16 protein-coding genes and 1 pseudogene are annotated in these 18,791 nt (G+C 68.1%); 8 read left to right on the top strand and 9 right to left on the bottom strand.

The annotated features are described in order from the left end of the window. Positions 1-345: 345 nt before the first annotated feature. The 3 genes from pcaG to WS89_RS02415 form a co-directional block, all read right to left on the bottom strand. Positions 346-939, bottom strand: a complete 594-nt coding sequence (pcaG, locus tag WS89_RS02405) for a protocatechuate 3,4-dioxygenase subunit alpha (protein WP_059500711.1) — start codon at positions 937-939, stop codon at positions 346-348. Positions 940-942: 3 nt separating this feature from the next. Beyond that, positions 943-1,650, bottom strand: a complete 708-nt coding sequence (gene pcaH, locus WS89_RS02410) for a protocatechuate 3,4-dioxygenase subunit beta (protein ID WP_059500710.1) — start codon at positions 1,648-1,650, stop codon at positions 943-945. 278 nt (positions 1,651-1,928) lie between these two features. Further along, a complete protein-coding gene (locus tag WS89_RS02415) occupies positions 1,929-2,495 on the bottom strand; it encodes a YiiX/YebB-like N1pC/P60 family cysteine hydrolase (RefSeq protein ID WP_059789386.1) in 567 nt (188 codons plus the stop codon). A 120-nt stretch (positions 2,496-2,615) separates the two neighbouring features. Here WS89_RS02415 and WS89_RS02420 point away from each other — a divergent pair, with 120 nt between their 5' ends. From WS89_RS02420 to WS89_RS02435, 4 genes are all read left to right on the top strand, one after another. Continuing rightward, complete coding sequence (locus WS89_RS02420) at positions 2,616-3,353, top strand: helix-turn-helix domain-containing protein (RefSeq protein WP_059500708.1); 738 nt, start codon at positions 2,616-2,618, stop codon at positions 3,351-3,353. A gap of 77 nt (positions 3,354-3,430) precedes the next feature. Continuing rightward, a complete protein-coding gene (pcaQ, locus tag WS89_RS02425) occupies positions 3,431-4,417 on the top strand; it encodes a pca operon transcription factor PcaQ (protein WP_059789387.1) in 987 nt (328 codons plus the stop codon). Between the two features lie 130 nt (positions 4,418-4,547). Further along, a complete protein-coding gene (locus WS89_RS02430) occupies positions 4,548-4,907 on the top strand; it encodes a type II toxin-antitoxin system RelE/ParE family toxin (protein WP_059789704.1) in 360 nt (119 codons plus the stop codon). 74 nt (positions 4,908-4,981) lie between these two features. After that, positions 4,982-5,278 (top strand): XRE family transcriptional regulator, encoded by a 297-nt coding sequence (locus tag WS89_RS02435; protein WP_059789705.1) that lies wholly within the window; start codon positions 4,982-4,984, stop codon positions 5,276-5,278. A 95-nt stretch (positions 5,279-5,373) separates the two neighbouring features. On the opposite strand, the gene WS89_RS02440 is transcribed toward WS89_RS02435, so the two are convergent. From WS89_RS02440 to WS89_RS02450, 3 genes are all read right to left on the bottom strand, one after another. Continuing rightward, positions 5,374-6,648, bottom strand: coding sequence for an APC family permease (locus WS89_RS02440; RefSeq protein WP_059789388.1), 1,275 nt, complete (start codon positions 6,646-6,648; stop codon positions 5,374-5,376). A 138-nt stretch (positions 6,649-6,786) separates the two neighbouring features. Beyond that, positions 6,787-11,289 carry a DEAD/DEAH box helicase gene (locus WS89_RS02445; RefSeq protein ID WP_059789389.1) on the bottom strand — a complete coding sequence of 1,501 codons (4,503 nt, stop codon included), beginning with the start codon at positions 11,287-11,289 and terminating at the stop codon, positions 6,787-6,789. A 201-nt stretch (positions 11,290-11,490) separates the two neighbouring features. Further along, on the bottom strand, positions 11,491-12,015 hold the full coding sequence (locus tag WS89_RS02450; RefSeq protein ID WP_059789390.1) for a metal-dependent hydrolase: 525 nt from the start codon (positions 12,013-12,015) through the stop codon (positions 11,491-11,493). 398 nt (positions 12,016-12,413) lie between these two features. Between WS89_RS02450 and ggt the strand changes: the two genes are divergently transcribed. After that, positions 12,414-14,135, top strand: coding sequence for a gamma-glutamyltransferase (ggt, locus tag WS89_RS02455; protein WP_011547886.1), 1,722 nt, complete (start codon positions 12,414-12,416; stop codon positions 14,133-14,135). 88 nt (positions 14,136-14,223) lie between these two features. Here the strand turns inward: ggt and WS89_RS31630 are convergent. Further along, positions 14,224-14,416 (bottom strand): annotated as a pseudogene (locus WS89_RS31630) (alpha/beta fold hydrolase); the annotation flags it as partial. Positions 14,417-14,738: 322 nt separating this feature from the next. Between WS89_RS31630 and ppk2 the strand changes: the two are divergent. After that, positions 14,739-15,689 carry a polyphosphate kinase 2 gene (gene ppk2 / locus WS89_RS02460; protein WP_059789391.1) on the top strand — a complete coding sequence of 317 codons (951 nt, stop codon included), beginning with the start codon at positions 14,739-14,741 and terminating at the stop codon, positions 15,687-15,689. 270 nt (positions 15,690-15,959) lie between these two features. Here ppk2 and WS89_RS02465 read toward each other — a convergent pair whose 3' ends face one another. Both WS89_RS02465 and WS89_RS02470 read right to left on the bottom strand, forming a co-directional pair. Next, on the bottom strand, positions 15,960-16,547 hold the full coding sequence (locus tag WS89_RS02465) for an IMPACT family protein (RefSeq protein WP_059500702.1): 588 nt from the start codon (positions 16,545-16,547) through the stop codon (positions 15,960-15,962). A 542-nt stretch (positions 16,548-17,089) separates the two neighbouring features. Further along, positions 17,090-17,947: a LysR family transcriptional regulator gene (locus WS89_RS02470; RefSeq protein ID WP_059789392.1), complete on the bottom strand. Its 858-nt coding sequence runs from the start codon at positions 17,945-17,947 to the stop codon at positions 17,090-17,092. A gap of 130 nt (positions 17,948-18,077) precedes the next feature. On the opposite strand from WS89_RS02470, the gene WS89_RS02475 reads away from it, so the two are divergent. Both WS89_RS02475 and WS89_RS34490 read left to right on the top strand, forming a co-directional pair. Continuing rightward, complete coding sequence (locus tag WS89_RS02475) at positions 18,078-18,656, top strand: DUF4865 family protein (RefSeq protein ID WP_179949847.1); 579 nt, start codon at positions 18,078-18,080, stop codon at positions 18,654-18,656. Then, a complete protein-coding gene (locus WS89_RS34490) occupies positions 18,656-18,778 on the top strand; it encodes a hypothetical protein (RefSeq protein ID WP_257128102.1) in 123 nt (40 codons plus the stop codon). The genes WS89_RS02475 and WS89_RS34490 overlap by 1 nt, the downstream gene beginning before the upstream one ends. The last annotated feature ends 13 nt before the right edge of the window (positions 18,779-18,791 follow it).

Raw genomic sequence — 18,791 nt, forward strand, 5'->3', positions numbered from 1 at the left:
CGCCTGTCGGGCAGCGTCGCGCACGACGCTTGTCATTGTTGCTTCATACGATTCAATTCTGCCGACTCGTTGCAGATAACGAAGAATACGCCGCATAACGCGCAAACGATATCGGGGCGACCCGACGATTGATGTGCTCTCGCAGCATGCGTTTCAATGGCGCGTTCGATATCGGGATGGGAAGTCGATGATGGCAGGGATCCGCAGCCGTTACCGGGCACGATGCGGCGCACCATCGAATGATGGCGACGCGGGCCTCAAAACGCCGTGTGGCGCGATGCCTGCCGGTATCGCGCCACACGGCGGTGCGGTTGCATACGAAGCCGGCGAGTGCCGGCGCATGCGTCAAACGTCGAAGAACACGGTTTCTTCCGGCCCCTGCATGCGGATGTCGAAGCGGTAGACGACCGGGCGGCCCGGTTGCGCGTCGCGTTTCGCGACGAGCGTCGCGCGTCGCTCGGCCGGCACCGCGTTCAGCACGGGGTCGACCGCGTTCGCCGCGGCTTCGTCGTCGAAGTACACGCGCGTGAACGCGTGGGTGAGGATGCCGCGCATCATCACGGTCACGTTGATGTGCGGCGCCTCGTCGGCTGCGACGCGGCCCGGCTTCACCGTCTCGACGACGAAGCGCTGCTGCGGGTCGGTGCCCGTGCCGACCCGCGCGAAGCCCGTGAAGCCGGATTTCGCGATGTCGTCGCGCGACGCGGGATAGCGGCCCGCGCCGTCCACCTGCGTGAATTCAAGCACCGCGTCGCCAACGACGTTGCCGTCGCCATCGAACACCTGCCCGACCAGCAGCACATGCTCGCCTTCGGTGTGCGCGGCGGCGATCGTCGGCGTGAACAGGCTTTTCAGGTCGTAGTCGTATTGCTGCGGGCACAGGCCGTACGCGAAGTACGGGCCGACCGTCTGCGAAGGGGTTTGCTTCAGCGTCGTCATGGTTCAGCGCTCCATCGGGGTGGCGTCGCGGCCGCGCAGCACGATGTCGAATTCGTAGCCGAGCGCATAGCCTTCTTCGGTGATGTCCATCGAGAAGCGCGAGATCAGGCGCTCGCGCGCGGCTTCGGGCGTGCCCTGGAAGATCGGGTCGTACGCGAGCAGCGGATCGCCGGGGAAGTACATCTGCGTGACCAGACGCGAGCCGAAGTATTCGCCGAACAGCGAGAAGTGGATGTGATTCGGGCGCCACGCGTTCGGGTGGTTGCCCCACGGATACGCGCCGGGCTTGATCGTCAGGAAGCGGTAGCGGCCTTCGTCGTCGGTCAGGCAGCGGCCCGCGCCGAGGAAGTTCGGATCGAGCGGCGCGTCGTGCTGGTCGACCTTGTGCACGTAGCGGCCGGCCGCGTTGGCCTGCCACACCTCGACGAGCGTGTTGCGCACGGGCTTGCCGCCTTCGTCGAGCACGCGGCCGGTGACGACCATCCGCTCGCCGAGCGGCTCGCCGTTCTTCACGGCGTTCTTCGTCAGGTCGTGGTCCAGCGCGCCGAGATCTTCCGCGCCGTAGACCGGCGCGTACTGGTCGCGCAGCTTCTCCTTCAGCGGGATCAGCGGACGGGTCGGGCCGCGCTTCACGGACGAACGGTACTCGGGGTGAACATAGGCCGGATGCGACGGCCAGTCGCGCGGCGTGAGGATCGTGGGGGAATCCATCGGGGCGTCTCCTGATAGGTATTTCGCGAAGTGGACGCCACGACTTTAGCCAATCCGGAAAGTTATGAAAAATGACCTTTTTTCGTGAATTGCATAACCGTTTGTTATGTTTGTCCCGCCCATGAAAATTCCGCCGGACAGGAACCCTGTCCGGCGGAAAAAGCGATCGGGCTTCGCGTCGTCGGTGACGACCCCGTGCACGGCCCTCCAGCCAGCCCGTCGCTGCTTTTTTGTCTTTCGTTCTCGTTGTTATCCGGTCTCCCCAAGCGTGCCCGTCGTCACGGATGGCGGGGATCGAACACGATCCCGTCGAATTCGAGCGCCAGCGTGCCGCTGCGCAGCAGGGCCGACGGTGTCGACGCGTGGCCGGCGCCGAGCACGTCGTTCACGTACTGCGTGCAGAAGCCGCGCCGCGCGCGCAGATTGAAGCGATTGCCGAGCAGCGCATCGATTCGCCGTTCGGCCAGCGCATGGATGTGGCGCTGCGCGTCGACCGAGGCCGCCGCGACGCGGCGCGCCAGCGCGATGCGTCCGCCGTCGGCACGGGCGACGAAGCGCGACAGCGGCGTGAGCTTCGTCCACGCGAACGCCGTGGCTTCGGCGATCATCGGTTCGTCGCCCGACGTATCGACGACGATGCCGAAGCGGTTGGCCCAGACGCCCGCCGAGCCGGTCGCGGCATCCGGCGCACCGGCCGGCTCGCGGATGAACACGAGATCGCCGACGTGCGCGCCGGCGGCCAGCGTGCGCAGGGTGGCGAGCGGCATCGTGCGATCGGTGTCACGTGCATCGCGCGGGGCGGCGTGGTGCGATTCGCAGGCGGCTGTGTCGATTCGGGTGGTCATTTCGGCTCCGTCGTTGCGTGACAGGACGGAGCGGATTATGCAGACAAGTAACCTGAATTGCTGATGTGGATGTGTGAGTAGCCTAATATCCGACCACGAGCATCATTTTTCGATACCAACATGACCGAGACCGCCCAACTCATCGAAACGCTGAAGCGCCAGTTGAAGGCGCAGGGAATGACTTATCGGGACGTCGCGCGTGCGCTCGACATCTCCGAGACGAGCGTGAAGCGGCTGTTCGCGAGCGGCCGCTTCACGCTGGAGCGCATCGCGGAGATCGCGCAACTGCTCGGCTATACGCTCGCCGAGCTCGTGCAGGAAGCATCCGCGTCCGCGCCGCGCTTGCGCGTGCTGACCGAGCAGCAGGAGGCGTTGCTCGTGTCGGACGAGAAACTGCTGCTGGTCGCCGTGTGCGCGATCAATTACTGGACCGTGCAGGACATCGTGTCGGCCTATCGCGTCACGCAGGCCGAGTGCGTGAAGTATCTACTGATGCTCGACCGGATGAACGTGATCGCGCTGCTGCCCGGCGATCGGATTCGCGTACGCGTCGCGCGTGATTTCGACTGGCTGCCGGGCGGGCCGATCCGCCGCTACTTCCATGCGCACGTGCTCGACGACTTTCTCGGCAGCCGCTTCGACGGTCCGGGCGAGACGATGACGTTCCTGCAAGGAATGCTGACGGACGCGGCCGCCGCGGAGCTCGAACAAGAGCTGCGGCGGCTGAGCAGCAAGGCGGCGGCGCTGCATGCGGAGTCGTCGTCCGCGCCGCTCGGACAGAAGCACGGCACGGCCCTGCTGATCGCGAAACGGATCTGGGAGCCAACGGGATTCCACGCGCTGCGGCGCCATGCATGACGCCGTGCCGAACGCTTGGGCCTTTCCGGAAAGTTATGCAAAATGGCGATTCATCGTCATTCGCATAACCACCCGTTATGAATAACCGTATCGCCGACGGTCGCGTCAAATTCCGGCACCTGCAGTGTTTTCTCGCGGTCGCGCAACTGGGCGGCGTGCAGAAGGCGGCCGAAAGCCTGTCGATCACGCAACCGGCCGTGTCGAAGACGATCGCCGAGCTGGAGGCGATCCTCGGCGTGAAGCTGTTCGAGCGCGGCCGGCACGGCGCACAGCCCACCCGCGAAGCGCAACTGTTCATGCCGCACGCGAATGCGTGCGTATTGGCGCTGCGGCAGGGCGTCGGGCTGCTGGCGCGCGAGGGCGGGGCCGCTGCCGCGACGCTGGAAATCGGCATGCTGCCGACCGTCGCGGCTTCGCTCGCACCGGCCTTGATGAAGGCGCTGACCGCGCGCTGGCCGCGCATCGTCGTGCGGATCGCGACGGCCGCGAACGCCGAGTTGCTCGAGCGTCTGAAATCCGGGGCGATCGAATGTGCGATCGGGCGGTTGTCGGAGCCGGAGCGGATGATCGGGCTCGCGTTCGAGCAGTTGTACAACGAGCCGCTCGTCGCGGTCGTGCGTGCCGGGCATCCGCTGCTCGCGAGCGCGGCGCCGGCCGCCGAGCTGGCGCGCTACCCGGTCGTGCTGCCGCCGTTCGGCACGTTGATCCGCCAGTCCGCCGAGCAACTGCTCGGCGCATGCGGCGCGCCGCCGCTGGATTCGTTCATCGAGGTGCTGTCGGTATCGGTCGCGCGCGCACTGACGCTCGAGAACGATGCGGTCTGGTTCGTGCCGCTCTATGCAGCCGAATACGATCTGTCGGCCGGCGCGCTGGCGCGCCTGCCGCTGCCGTCGGCGGGCACCGACGAGCCGGTCGGGCTCGTGCTGCGTACCGATGCGCAGCCGTCGCCGGTCGCGCGGACGCTGATCGATGCGGTGCGCGACATCGCGCGATCGCGGTTCGGCAATGCGCGCCCGCACCAGGCGCCACGCGCGGCGCGCAAGCGCGCTCGCGGCAAGCGGTGATCCACCGGCCTGGCGGATGCGCCGGGTCCGATCTGCTTCTTGCCGAAGGATTGAGTGGCCATCCGGTCAGTAGCCGTCATCGGGGTGCTTGGCATATCGTACCGTTTTTGATACGATGGATGACAAGACGATGGCGAGACAGCAGATTCAGGTCACGCTCGGCGTGCGGTTCTTCCGGACGGCCCGCGGCCACGAGCCGGTGCGCGAATGGCTCGATGCGCTCGGGCAGGCGGAGCGAAGGGCGATCGGCGAAGAGATCAAGACCGTTCAACTCGGCTGGCCGCTCGGCATGCCGCTGGTCCGGGAGATGGCGAAGGATCTGTGGGAGAGCCGCGTGACGGTGCCGGGGCGAAGCGCGCGCGTGCTGTTCACGGTCGTCGGCGACACGATGGTGCTGCTGCACGGCTTCTTCAAGCAGTCGCGAGCTACGCCGTCGGACGATCTCGACGTCACCGTCGCGCGCTTGAAAGCGCTGACGCACGCCATCTGAATTCCCCGGTTGCGCCGGAACGCACCGTCTCCGACGGTCGGGCTGCCGGCAACGCCATGCACCTGGAGTACGACATGACGACCACGAACAATCCGCATATCGGCAGCGATTTCGACGCCTTCCTCGAAGCGGACGGCAATCTCGAAGCGGTCACCGCCACCGCGATCAAGCGCGTGATCGCGTGGCAGATCGGGCAGGAAATGAAGGCGCAGCACATCACGAAAACCGCGATGGCCGCGCGGATGAAGACCAGCCGCGCCGCGCTCAACCGTCTGCTCGACGAAACCGACACGAGCCTCACGCTGGCGACGCTCGCGAGCGCGGCCGCCGCGCTCGGCAAACGGCTCAGCTTCGAGCTGGTGCCGGCCTGACGGGCGCGAACGAACGGCGCACGGCCGGATCGGCGTGATCGTTCGTGCGATCGGTGCGGCGAACCGGTGGGCGTCGGCCCGCGGCGCATATCGGATCATTGACGCGGGCCGGTAACCTGCAGATAAAGCAGTGCGCCGCCCGCGAGCAGCAGCGGGCACAGGAAATACCATCCGGTCGTCACGAACAGCCCGGCGACCGCAATCAGCGAAATCCACGCGCAACGATATGCGATGCCGCCACGCGGCAGCAGCTTCAGTGCAGCCGCCGCGCCGAGCCCGTACACCATCACGAAACACCCCGACGTCACGAGCACGAGCGGCTTCGGTCCGACGTCCGACAGCGCCGTGGCGGCCAACGCGATGGCCGCGAGCACCGCGATCACGCCGAGGCTGCGGCGCGGCACGCCGCCGACCTGGCTGCCTTGCGCGAGCCATGCGGGCAGTGCGCCGTCGCGCCCGAGCGCCGCGCCGAGTTTTGCCGCGCCGGCGAAATATGCGTTCATCGTGCCGAGCGTGAGCAGCAGTGCAGCGGCGGCCGCCAGCATCTGCGCATGGCCGCCGATGCCGCCCGCGATCAGTTCGGCGAGCGGCGCGCCCGATGCACCCGCGGAAGGCCCGAGCACCGTCACGCTCGCGGCGGCCACCGACAGATACAGGAACCCGACGACCACGACCGCGATGCCGGCCGAGCGCGGCATGTCGTGCGCGGGCCGGCGGAATTCGGCCGCGAGATGCGTGATCGCTTCCCAGCCGGCGAAGCTCCACACGAGCAGCGCGGCAGCCTGGCCGACCGCGAGCCAGCCGTGCGGGGCGAACGGATGCAGGTTCGCGGCGCGGGCATGCGGCGCGGACGCAAGCACCGCGGCAAGCAGCAGCGCGACGAGCAGCGCCGACAACACCAGTTGCATGCGGCCCGACACGGTGACGCCGAACGCGTTCGCGGCCGACACGGTCGCGATCAGCGCGGCGGCCGTGACGACGACCGTCGTGTGTCCGCCGCCCGTGACGGCCGCGACGTATGCGCCGCCGAACATCGCGGCGGCCGGCGCGCCGGCCGGCACCGCGAAGTAGAAGCACCAGCCGACGATCGCCGCGGCCTTCGGGCCGAATGCGCGCCGCGCGTAGGTCGACACGCCGCCGGCATCGGGATAGCGGGCGCCGAGTGCGGCGAAGGTGGCCGCGAGCGGCCCGGACAGTACGACGAGCGCGGCCCATGCGAGTAGCGAGGCCGGCCCGGCGACTTCGGCGGCGAGCGCGGGCAGCGCGATCACGCCGGTGCCGAGCACCGCGCCGATATAGAGCGCGGCGCCCTGGAAAATGGTCAGCGAACCCGCGTGATGGGCAACGGGCGAATCGGCATGCGAAGGCATGAGCGGCAGTCTCCGGAAGTCTTGTCTTGTGTGGGCGAGGCGTGCAAGCGCGCGGTCGATCGTTCGATGCTACCGGAACGATGGCGACCGCGCGGCCCGGCGATCAGTAGTCTTGTGCCGCGTGCGTGTCAGCCGATGTCAGCAGGAACGCGCGAGCCGCAGGCGCGCGTCCTCGCGCGCGGCGGGCGACAGCTCGGGCGCGTAGTGGAACGTACCCGATACCAGCGATGCGACGGGCACGCCATCGCGGAACAGCACGCGATTGCCGGCCAGCGCCGGCACCTTGTCGCCGGGCAGCAGCGTGCCGGCGAGATTCAGCGGGTCGGCGCCCGTCACGCATACATACTGCCCATCGCCCGGTTGCCGGCGCAGTTCGCGCAGGATCGGGATGGCCTCGGGCAGCGCGAACTGTTCGCCCGCGAGCCCGGCGACGAACCGACCGCCGCGAATCTCGCCGCGTGCTTCGAGGCGCTGCAGCACGCGCACGAGTTCGCGCCAGCTCGGCAGCCAGTCGGCTTCGCGTTCGAGCAGCCGCCAGAACACGACGCCGTAGCGGCGCAGCAGCGTCCACACGATGTGTTCGAGTGCGTCGGGATCGGTCGTGGCGGGGCCGCGTTTCGGTGCGGGCGCGCCGTCGTCCGGTGGTGCCCGACGCGGCACGAGCGCCCAGCGGCCGGCGTCGTCCATCCCGCCGATCAGCGCGCCGCCGCGTCGTGTACGCGGTGCATAGGTCGCGCTGCGCTTGACGGCCGGCTTCAGCAGCGCGCGCAGGCCCGCGTAACTGTCCGCGTTCACGAGGCCGGCCGACACGAGTTCGCCGAGCGCCTGTTCGAGTTCGACGGGCAGCATGTGCAGGTCGTCGAGCAATGCGTCGAAGAACATCGCGCCGTGTGCGGCAAGCGCGTCGCGCACCTGTGTGGCGCGTGCGGATAGCGCCGGCTGCGCATCGGGATCGCGCAGCGCCTGCCATGCGGAAAGATGGCGGCGCGGCAACAGCACGATCGGCGTCGTCTTCACGGGCGTGCCGGCCGCGCGCGCCGGCGCGCCGATGCGGGTCCACACCAGCTTGCCGGAGCGGCACAGCTCGTCGAGGCCGCCCGCCGTGTAGTCGGTGAGCCGCGCGGGCAGCAGCGCGTCTTCCCAGGCGCTCGCCGCGGCCTCGTAGCCTTCGAGCTGTTCGACCACGGCTGCCAGCGCGTCGCGACCGGTGCCGCGCGTGTCGGGCGTCAGGTGCTGCCAGTGGAACAGAAAGCGCATGAAATCGGCGCGTTCGACCGGCTCGATCTCGCGACGCAGCCGCTTCACCGTATAGCGATGAATGCGCGCGAGCAGGTGACGTTCGCACCATTCGTCGGTCGTCGCGCCCGGCGTGAAGCGGCCGCGCATCACGTAGCCTTCGCGCTCCAGCGCCACGAGCGCCGTCGCGATCGACGCGGGCGGCATGCCGAGCGGCGCGGCGATCGCATCGAGCGTGAGCGGCCCGAAGCCGGTGAGTCGCGCGCGGATCACGTCGACGAGCGCCGCATCGGTTTCCCACGGCTGCGCGCACGCGGCCGGCACCTTGAGCGCCGGTGTCGTGCGGGCGTCGGGATGCAGCGCGCGCACGCACACGAGCCGCTCGACCGGCACCCACAGCACGGCGCCGCCCGGCGTCGCGAGTTTCGTCGCGCGGCGGCGTTCCGCGAGTTCCGCGAGTCGCTCGGGCCAGCCTGGGTGCGCGTGCGCCTCGCTGTCGGCGACGCATGCGAGCGTAAGCAGCGCATCGTGCATTTCGTCGGCGTCGCGCGCGAGCGGCCACGCTTCGTCGCGCACGGCGGCGATCGCGTCGGCGTCGAGCGCGCCCAGATCGTCGGCCGATTCGGGATCGCTCCAGCGGCGCGACTGCACGGCCTGCGTGCGGCGTTCCTCGAGCGGCGCATCGTCGAGGAATGCGTAGGGCTTCGCGTTCAGGATCTCGGCCGCGAGCGGCGACGGCGCGGGCAAGTCGCGCTCGACGAGTTCGATCGCGCCGCTCTCGATCCGGCGCAGCAGCGCAAGCCAGCCGTCGGTGTCCATCGCGTCGTGCAGGCAATCGTCGAGCGTCTGGTCGACGAGCGGATGATGCGGAATCTCGCGTTCGCCGACGATGTTCTCGAGACATGCGGCTTGATCGGGGAACACCGTCGCGAGCAGATCGTCGCTCTTCATCCGCTGCAGTTGCGGCGCCGTGCGCCGGCCGCCGGTGAAACGCGGCAGCGCAAGCGCGGTGGTCGCGTTCCAGCGCCAGCGCACGCCGAACATCGGCGCGTCGAGCAGCGCCTGGATCAGCACGTGCTCGGCGCTGGCCGAACGTAGGTAGCGCCACACTTCGTCGAGTGCGAAGCTGTGCGCGAGCGACAGCGACAGGATGATCGCGTCGTCGGTCGCGGCGGCCTGCAGTTCGAAGTTGAAGTTGCGACAGAAGCGCTTGCGCAGCGCGAGCCCCCATGCACGGTTGATCCGGCTACCGAACGGCGAATGGATCACGAGCTGCGTGCCGCCCGATTCGTCGAAGAAACGCTCCATCACGAGCGTGTCCTGCGTCGGCAATGCGCCGAGCGCCGAGCGGGTGCGCGCGAGGTAGTCGGCGATCTGGCGTGCGGCGTCGGGCGACAGGCGGAGATCGTCGACGAGCCAGCGCAACGCGGGCGCGAGGCGGCTTTCGGCGGGCGCGAGCGCGGTGGCGGCGGCATCGGTTCGCGAGTCGGTGACGATGCCGGCTAGGGCCGCTGGTTGGGCGTTACCGTGCGTCTCCGTCTTACCCGCCGCGTTGCCGACCGCGCGCTTGCGTCCGCCGGCATTCGCCTGCCGGTCGCCTTCCGCGAGCAGGCCGTCGATCCGTGCGCGCAGCCGCCCGACCGCCGCCGACAGCTCGTCGCTGCGTCCGAGCCCCTCGCCGAGCCAGAACGGAATGCTCGGCGATTGACCTTGCGCGTCCTCGACGCGCACGCGGCCCGTTTCCACGCGAATGATCCGGTACGACTGGTTGCCGAGCTGGAACACGTCGCCGGCCAGACTTTCGATCGCGAAATCCTCGTTGACGGTGCCGACCTGGATGCCCTGCGGTTCGAGCAGCACCGCGTAGTCGGCCATGTCGGGAATCGTGCCACCGGAGGTGGTCGCGGTCATCATCGCGTTGCGGCGGCCGCGCACGGTGCCGCCGACCACGTCGCGGTGCAGGTACGCGCCGCGCACGCCGCGGCGGCTCGTGAATCCCTCGGCGAGCATCTTCATCACTTCGTCGAAGCGTTCGCGCGTCAGCCGCGCGTACGGCGCGGCGCGCGTGAAGCTCGCATACAGCGCGTCTTCGTGCCATTCCGTGCACGCGACTTCGGCGACGATCTGCTGCGCGAGCACGTCGAGCGGCGCTTCGGGAATCCGCAGCGCATCGAGTTCGCCGCGTTGCACGCAGTCGAGCAGCGCCGCGCATTCGACCAGCTCGTCGCGCGACAACGGAAACAGCCGCCCCTTCGGCACGCCGCCGACATGGTGCCCCGAGCGGCCGACGCGCTGCAGGAACGGCGCGATGCCGCGCGGCGAGCCGACCTGGCAGACGAGATCGACGTCGCCGATGTCGATGCCGAGTTCGAGCGACGCGGTCGCGACGAGCAGCTTCAATTCGCCGCGTTTCAGCCGCTGCTCCGCGTCGAAGCGGTGCTCCTTAGCCAGACTGCCGTGATGCGCGGCGATCGCGTCCTTGCCGAGCCGGTCGGCGAGATGGCGCGCCATGCGTTCGGCGGTGCGCCGCGTGTTGACGAACACCAGCGTCGTGCGATGCGCGGCCGCGAGCCCGGCGATGCGGTCGTACACCTGTTCCCACACGTCGGTCGCCATCACCGGTTCGAGCGGCACGTTCGGCAGTTCGAGCGCGAGGTCGCGCTCGCGGGTGTGGCCGGTGTCGACGATCGCGCAGTCGCGCGGCGCGTCGGCCGGCCCGCCGACGAGGAAGCGCGCGACCGCGTCGATCGGCTTTTGCGTGGCCGACAGCCCGATGCGCGGCAGCGCGTGCCCGGCCAGCGCGTCGAGGCGTTCGAGCGACAGCGCGAGATGGCTGCCGCGCTTGGACGACGCCAGCGCATGGATTTCGTCGACGATGACCGAGCGCACGCTCGACAGCATCTGCCGCCCCGACGTGGACGACAGCAGCACGTACAGCGATTCGGGCGTCGTGACGAGGATGTGCGGCGCGCGCTTGCGCAGCGCCGCGCGCTCGGCCTGCGTCGTGTCGCCGGTGCGCACCGCGGTGCGGATCGCCGGGACCGGCAGGCCGAGTTGCGCGAGCGATTCGGCGATGCCGGCGAGCGGCGCGTCGAGGTTCACGTGGATGTCGTTCGACAGCGCCTTCAGCGGCGATACGTAGACGACCAGCGTCGCGTCGGGCAGCGTGCCGTCGTGCGCGAGCGCATCGCGCACCAGATCGTCGAGCGCGCACAGGAAGGCGGTGAGCGTCTTGCCGGAGCCGGTCGGCGCGGCGACGAGCGTGGAGCGGCCGGCCTTGATGTGCGGCCACGCGAGCGCCTGCGCGCCGGTCGGCGCGGCGAACGTGCGCCGGAACCACGCGGCGACGGCCGGGTGGAACACGTCGAGCGCGCGGGCGGCAGGGCGGGTAGCTGTGACGTCCATCGGAGCGTTGAAATGGGGTGCGAGCGTGCGGATTGATCGCACGCGAGTCGAATCGTCAGTGTGCCAGACGTCACCGGTGCGTGCCGGCCATGCGTGCCGACGATTCACCGTCAGATGGGGGCCTGCAGCGCGCTTTCAATGGACGGAAAGTTGCGTGCACGTTGACATGCCGATCGCGTGCCGATTTGTATCGAATTGCAACTAGACGCGATGCAGCCAGCCGAGCCAGTGTTCGATCAGCGGCGCACGCGACCACAGCGATTGCGCGAGCCACAGCGTGCCGGCCCAGGCGGCGGCCACGACGATCAGGTCGCAATGCCCGCTGTTCCACAGGTTGAGCGAGTGGCGCCGCCAGATCCACGGTACGCCGAGCGGATTGGGCCAGTCGGCGAGCAGATGCATCACGCCGCCGCAGGCGAAGCCGAACAGCGGCGCGGCCCATGGCGGATGCGGATGATGGATGAGCCCGTGCCATCCGAGCGCGAGCAGCGCGACCCAGCCGATGCCCCAGTGCGTGAGGGTGCGATGCGTGATCCACAGGCGGCGCTTGCGGCTCCACCATGCGACTTCGAGCCAGTCGGGCGCGGTGCCGCCCGCGACGCCCGCCGCGAACGCGGCGAGCATGCCCGAGTGCCACGGGCCGGTTGCGCCGGTTTGCGCGACGAGGACGGCGGCGGCGACGCCGGCCGCGACGCCGGACGCATGATGCGCATTGTGTGATGCCATAGGAAGCGAGACGGGGAAACGTGAAGCGGCGCGTGCACGAAACGATGATGCGGCGCGCAAGCGGGGCGCTATCTTCGCAGATCGGCCTGTGCCGCGGGCGGGTCGTTCGCAGATTTTTTTGCATCGGCGGCGAGGGCCGCCGCACGGTTCGCAACTTTCGGTTTTGTGCATTGCGCGATGGCGTGCACCGTAGCGGAAGGTCGACCGATCCCCAAGCGCGTCGCGGCGCCGCAACGTGAGCACGCGTACACAACCGGCACGCTTTCGTCGCCGCCGTGTGTTCGACCCTTTTTGTCCCCCTATACTACGAAGCCGGCATATGGCCGTCGGCGCGCCAGCGGCCATCCACGGATCAGGTGCTCGTCGCGCCTGAAGGAGATCCACATGGGGGACATGCAATGACTACGCTGAATCGCTTCAAATCATCCGCCGCCGTGCTGGCGACGGTGGCCGGCATCGGCTTCCTGCCGAACGCGCCCGCCTATGCGAAAGGGCCGCAGCCCGCGGTCCTGACGAGCTCCGCGGTGGCGGTGGCCGACAAGTACAGCGCGGATGCGGCGGAGCGAATCTTCAAGGAAGGCGGCAACGCGATCGACGCGGCCGTCGCGATCGCGTTCACGCTCGCCGTCACGTACCCGGAAGCCGGCAACATCGGCGGCGGCGGCTTCATGACGATCTACAAGGACGGCAAGCCGTACTTCATCGACTACCGCGAGCGTGCGCCACTCGCCGCGACGAAGGACATGTACCTCGACAAGGACGGCAACGTCGTCAAGGGCATGAGCCTGTACGGCCCGCGCGCGGTCGGCGTGCCGGGCACCGTGGCGGGCATGTGGGAAGCGCAGAAGCGCTTCGGCAAGCTGAAATGGAAGCAGGTGCTCGCGCCGGCGATCCACTATGCGCGCGACGGCTTCGTCGTCGACGAGCAGCTCGCGCAGCGCGGTGTCGACGCATCGAAGGAGTTCGGCGGCAAGACCAACTTCGACAAGTACTTCTCCGGGCTGAAGGCCGGCGCGAACTTCAAGCAGCCCGATCTCGCCGACGTGCTGACGCGCATCGCGGACGGCGGCGCGGAAGGTTTCTACAAGGGCAAGACGGCCGAGCTGATCGCCGCGTCGATGAAGACCGGCGACGGCAACGGGCTGATCACGACCGAGGATCTCGCGCAGTACCGCGCGGTGTGGCGCCAGCCGGTGCAGGCGAAGTGGAACGGCTACGACGTGATCACCGCGCCGCCGCCGAGCTCCGGCGGCATCGGCCTCGTGCAGCTGCTGAAGATGAAGGCCGACCTGAAGCAGGACTTCGAGGGCGTGAAGCTCAACTCGCCGCAGTACATCCACCTCGTCGCGGAAATCGAGAAACGCGTGTTCGCCGATCGGGCGCAGTATCTCGGCGATCCCGACTTCTACAAGGTGCCGATCGCGCAGCTGACCGACGATGCGTACATCGCGAAGCGCGCGGCCGAGGTCAACCCGAAGGAGCCGTCGGACACGAAGAGCGTGCAGCCCGGCCTCGGCACGACGATGCCGGAGAAGGCCGAAACGACGCACTTCTCGGTGGTCGACAAGTGGGGCAACGCGGTGTCGAACACGTACACGATCAACGGCTACTTCGGCTCGGGCGTGATCGCCGACGGCACCGGGATCGTGCTGAACGACGAGATGGACGACTTCTCCGCGAAGCCGGGCGTCGCGAACATGTTCGGCGTGGTCGGCAGCGACGCGAATGCGATCGAACCGAAGAAGCGCCCGCTGTCGTCGATGTCGCCGACGATCATGACGAAGGACGGCAAGGTGTCGCTCGTGATCGGCACGCCGGGCGGCTCGCGCATCTTCACGTCGATCTTCCAGGTGATCAACAACATCTACGACTTCAAGATGCCGTTGAAGGAAGCCGTCGGCGCGATGCGTTTCCATCACCAGTTGCTGCCGCCGAACACGATCTTCTGGGAGCCGTACCACCCGATCGAAGGCGAACTCGCGAAGCAGATCGAGGCGCGCGGCTATACGCTGAAGGGGCAGGATTTCAGCGGCGACATCCAGGTCATCAAGATCGACGGCAAGACGCCGGAGGCGATGGCCGATCCGCGCGGGCGGGGCGTGACGCGGATCATTCGTTGACGTTGACGTGAAGCGTGCGTGCGCGTCGGCGACAGCGGCCGCGCGCGCCGTTCGGCAGCCGGTGTTTCGATCCGGCCGCCGAATTTTTTCAGCCGGTCGTTCGGATGATGCCCCGCGATCCGCGCGGCAATGGCATCGCGCGCGTCCTCGAAGCAGTCGTGCCCGACAGCCAGCCGCTCGATCGGCGCGGATGGAAACAGTGCGGTAAAGAGCGGCAGGAAGTGTTCGGCGCCAAATGTTCGGTCGGCGTCTCCCCAGATCGCGCGCGCAGGCTGTTTCCGTTGCTCGTCGCTGCGACAGTGGGGCGACGATTTCTTCTTCGAACCGGATGAGGCACACGTGTTGCGCGTCGGCCGGAAAACCGGGCTGTCGGTCAGGAAACCGGCGTTGCGTTCGCAGGGCGGGCGCGTACCGGGGCCGGATGACACGGTCGTGCCGCCGCCGCCCGACCCACGCGCGGCGAGCCGGCGGGAGTCGCGCGCGCGGGCGGCGGGTTGCCCGCATGCCGCTTTCGATGGGCGTGGCCGCCTGTTTTCATGAATTTGACGCGCGACGCTGGGATAATGGCCGAGTTTGGCTGCGTCAATGATGGAAGGAGGCCCCATGGGCGACAACGATACCCGCACCGAGACGGACGACCGTACCGATACGAACTCGATGGAAGCGCGCCAGCGCCGTTTCGAGGAGGATCTCGTCGACGCATACGACGAAGAGCTCGAAATGGAGCTCGACGACCGCCGCTTCGACGACAGCGGGAACCTGCTGCTCTCGCCAGAGCGTCGCCAGGCGCGCAAGGAATATTTCCGCGAGTTGTTCCGCTTGCAGGGCGAGCTCGTGAAGCTGCAGGACTGGGTGGTGAACACCGGGCACCGGCTCGTCGTCATTTTCGAGGGGCGTGACGCGGCCGGCAAGGGCGGGGCGATCAAGCGCATCACGCAGCGCCTCAACCCGCGCGTGTGCCGGGTCGCCGCGCTGCCCGCGCCGAACAACCGCGAGCGCACGCAATGGTACTTCCAGCGCTATGTCGCGCATCTGCCGGCAGGCGGCGAGATCGTGCTGTTCGACCGAAGCTGGTACAACCGCGCGGGCGTCGAGCGCGTGATGAATTTCTGTACCGACGACGAGTACGAGGAATTTTTCCGGTCGGTGCCCGAGTTCGAGAAGATGCTCGTGCGCAGCGGGATCCAGATCGTCAAGTACTGGTTCTCGATCACCGATCACGAGCAGGAGATGCGCTTTCAGAGCCGGATCGCGGATCCGCTGAAGCAGTGGAAGCTGAGCCCGATGGACCTCGAAAGCCGCCGCCGCTGGGAGGCTTATACGGCCGCGAAGGAAGAGATGCTGCAGCGCACGCATATTCCCGAGGCGCCGTGGTGGGTCGTGCAGGCCGTCGACAAGAAGCGCGCGCGGCTGAACTGCATTCACCATCTGCTCGGCCAGGTGCCGTATCACGAGGTGCCGCGCCCGACCATCGATCTGCCGCAGCGCGAGCATCACGAGGATTACATTCGTCGGCCGGTGCCCGACAGCATGATCGTGCCGGAGATTTATTGATCGGTTCGCGCCGGTCGATCGCGATGCGATGAAGCGCGCCGCTCGATGCGGCGCGTTTTTTTCGGGGTGGCCGCTTGACGGCGGGCGATTCGGCCCGACCAGGTCTTACCGTCTTTCGGAGTGTCGGACGGACAGCCTCGACAGCGTGCTTCTAGGTGCGCGTCGATATGCGTCGACGCCGTCGAAACGGCGCGATTCCGACGCATTGGGGAAAACGACGCGCGCCGAGCGCTCCAGGCTTGCGCCGCTCGGGCCTGTCGCCGCAACGGCTCAAATCTCCGGAAACCCCGAGCGCCCCTGCGTCAGATCGAACAGTTCGCCTCTTGCCGCGGCTTCGGCGGTTTCGGGCAGCTTGATCACGAGCTTCACCGTCATCCCGTACGCGCTGTCCACCAGCGCGTAGCCGGCCTGTTCGATCCAGCGACGCACGCGCGCCTCCTCCGGGTAGCCGATCTCGATCGCGAGCAGCGTGTGCCGGATGCGCTCGACGCGCTCGGCATCGAGCAGCGCCGATGCGATCGCGTCCGTGTACGCCCGCACCAGCCCGCCCGCGCCGAGCTTCACGCCGCCGTAGTAACGCACGACCGCACCGAGCACGCCGTCGAGGTCGTGATGGCGCAGCACTTCGAGGATCGGCCGGCCCGCGGTGCCCGACGGCTCGCCGTCGTCCGACATGCCCGACTGGCCGCCCGCCAGCAGCGCCCAGCACACGTGGGTGGCCGCCGGATGCTCGTCGCGCAGGCGTTGCAGTACCTGCATCGCGGCATCGCGATCCTCGACGGGAACGGCATACGCGATGAAACGGCTCTTGCGGATTTCGAGTTCGCGGGTGTAGGCGGTGGCGAGCGAGTAACTCATGCGTCGCCACGCGGAAAGCGTTGGGAAATCAAGGCGATGATGGCTGGTGGATGCTTTTGACGTTGGCCCGGGGGCGGATGGATATCGTCAGCCCATGCGCGGGGCGAAGACGCGATTTTACCGTGGCGCGCGTCGAGGCATTTCGATGCCGGCACAACACGGTTCAGGCGACGTGCCGGATACGAATCGACGAAGCGCGCCGGGGATCGATGGGGGCGGCTCGACCTGTCGCGGAGTACGGTCGCGCGTTGCAATCGAATTTCACGGCAGCGAGCGGATCTGGCTCGTCAACCGGGATGCGGGGCAATGGGCGGTTATTCGTCAGTCGGATACACGGCCGACCGGGATGGCGTCGGATGCGTATTCCGGGTGCGCGAAGAGGACCAACCGACCTGCAATATCTCGCAACGGCGACTCGCTGCCGTCGCCCGCTCGATCGAGGACGCAAGCGCGGAGTCACGTTCGTTCACCGGTTCGTCCGGCGCATGCATGTCGCTTTCCTGCGAGGCGTTCAAGTCGGTTCGTCGAACCCGCGCGCGGCATCAACGCACGCCAACCGACGACCGTAGCGCCGCGCCCAGCGTGCGCAGCGCCTGCCTGGCTCGTGCATCGGTCAGATTCGAGTGGAGCACCACATCGCGCGTGGGAAGCGGCGGCAGCCCGTACCGCGCACCTACGTCGACGGTGCCGGCGGGCGCCACGCGATGCCCGAGCGCCGCGACGGCAAGCCCCGCGGACACCGCCGCGCCGATCGTCGCCACGCCGCCGCCGACAAAGACTTCCGTCCATGCGACACCGGCTTGGTCCAGCGCGTCGACCGCCATGCGGCGCACGCTGCATGGTTCGGCCTGCGTGGCGAGCCGCAGCGGTTGCGGCGGATGGTGCTCGAAATCGGCCGCCGCCATCCAGCCGAACGACTCCGACAGGATGGTTTCGCCGTCGAGCCGCCGGCTGTCGTGCTGCAGCGCGACGGCCGCATCGAGCTGGCTGCGATCGAACGCCTCGAGCACGTCGCGCGACGTGGCGACGCGGATCTCCAGTACGAGCGCCGGCTCCGCTTCGCTCATCCGCCGCAGCAGCATCGGGAGATCGGCGCCGACGACATGGTGGCTGACGCCGATGACCAACCGTCGCTGGCTCGTGCCGAATGCGCTGATTGCGCCGTGGTGAGCGGCCACCAGTTCGCGCGCCGGTTCCAGGAACGCTGTGCCGTCGGCCGACAGGCGAACCTGGCGCGGCGTGCGTTCCAGCAGGCGGCGGCCGAGCCCGTCTTCCAGCCGCTTGATCTTCAGGCTCACCGCGGACTGCGTCGTGTCCAGCGCTTCCGCGGCCCGCGTGAAGCTCTTGAGATCGGCGGTCAGCACGAATGCCTGCACGGCCTCGACGTCGAGCGTTTTCATCGCACCCTCATTCATTTCAGAATCGAATCATTGAAATATTCTGCCATCGCCTTTTCAAATGATTCAAGGTCTTCTACGCTGCCTTCATGTCGTCCGGAATTCCGTGGATTTCTTTCGCCAGGAGTCGATCATGCTGACCGCGTACTACGTGCACCGCCTGCCGGCGGACTACGACCTCGACATCATCCGCAATCGCGTGCACGAGCGCGGCCGGCTGTGGAACGACACGCCGGACCTGCTGTTCAAGGGCTTCCTGCTGCGCGAGGCCGGCCGTCACGGCGCGACGGAAAACGGCTATGCGTCGTTTTACCTGTGGCGCAACGAACAGGCGTTTGCGCGGTTCGTGACGGACGGCCGCTTTCGGGTCGTGACGGACAGCTTCGGCCGCGCGCCGATCGACACGCAGGTTGTGCTCGACGCACGCAAGGGCAGTGCGTCGACGGGACGTTTCGCTCGTCTGGAAACGATCGAGATCCCGGCGGACGCCGATCTCGACGCGACACTGGCGCGGGAGATCGCACGCAATCGCGACGCGGCGGCTCGGCAGGGCGTGGTTGCGGCGGCCGTCAGTGTCGATCCGCTGCGCTGGCGGCTGACGCGTGCGCTCGTGACGGAACACGAACCGGATGACGGCGGCGCGGGCACGGTGTACCAGGTCCTGCATCTGGCGAAGCCGCTGCTCGACACGCTGGAAGCGGGCGGCGCGTGATGGCCGGCATCGCGTCGCGATTGCCGGCCGGCGTGGTGATTGCCGCGCATCTGGCGGGGGTGGTAGCGGGGATCGCCGCGATTGCGGCGCTTTCGACGCTGCTGGCGCTGTTGCTCAGGTAAGCGCTTCGGCGCA

It is taken from the genome of Burkholderia sp. MSMB1072, from assembly GCF_001524725.1.
GTDB lineage: Bacteria > Pseudomonadota > Gammaproteobacteria > Burkholderiales > Burkholderiaceae > Burkholderia.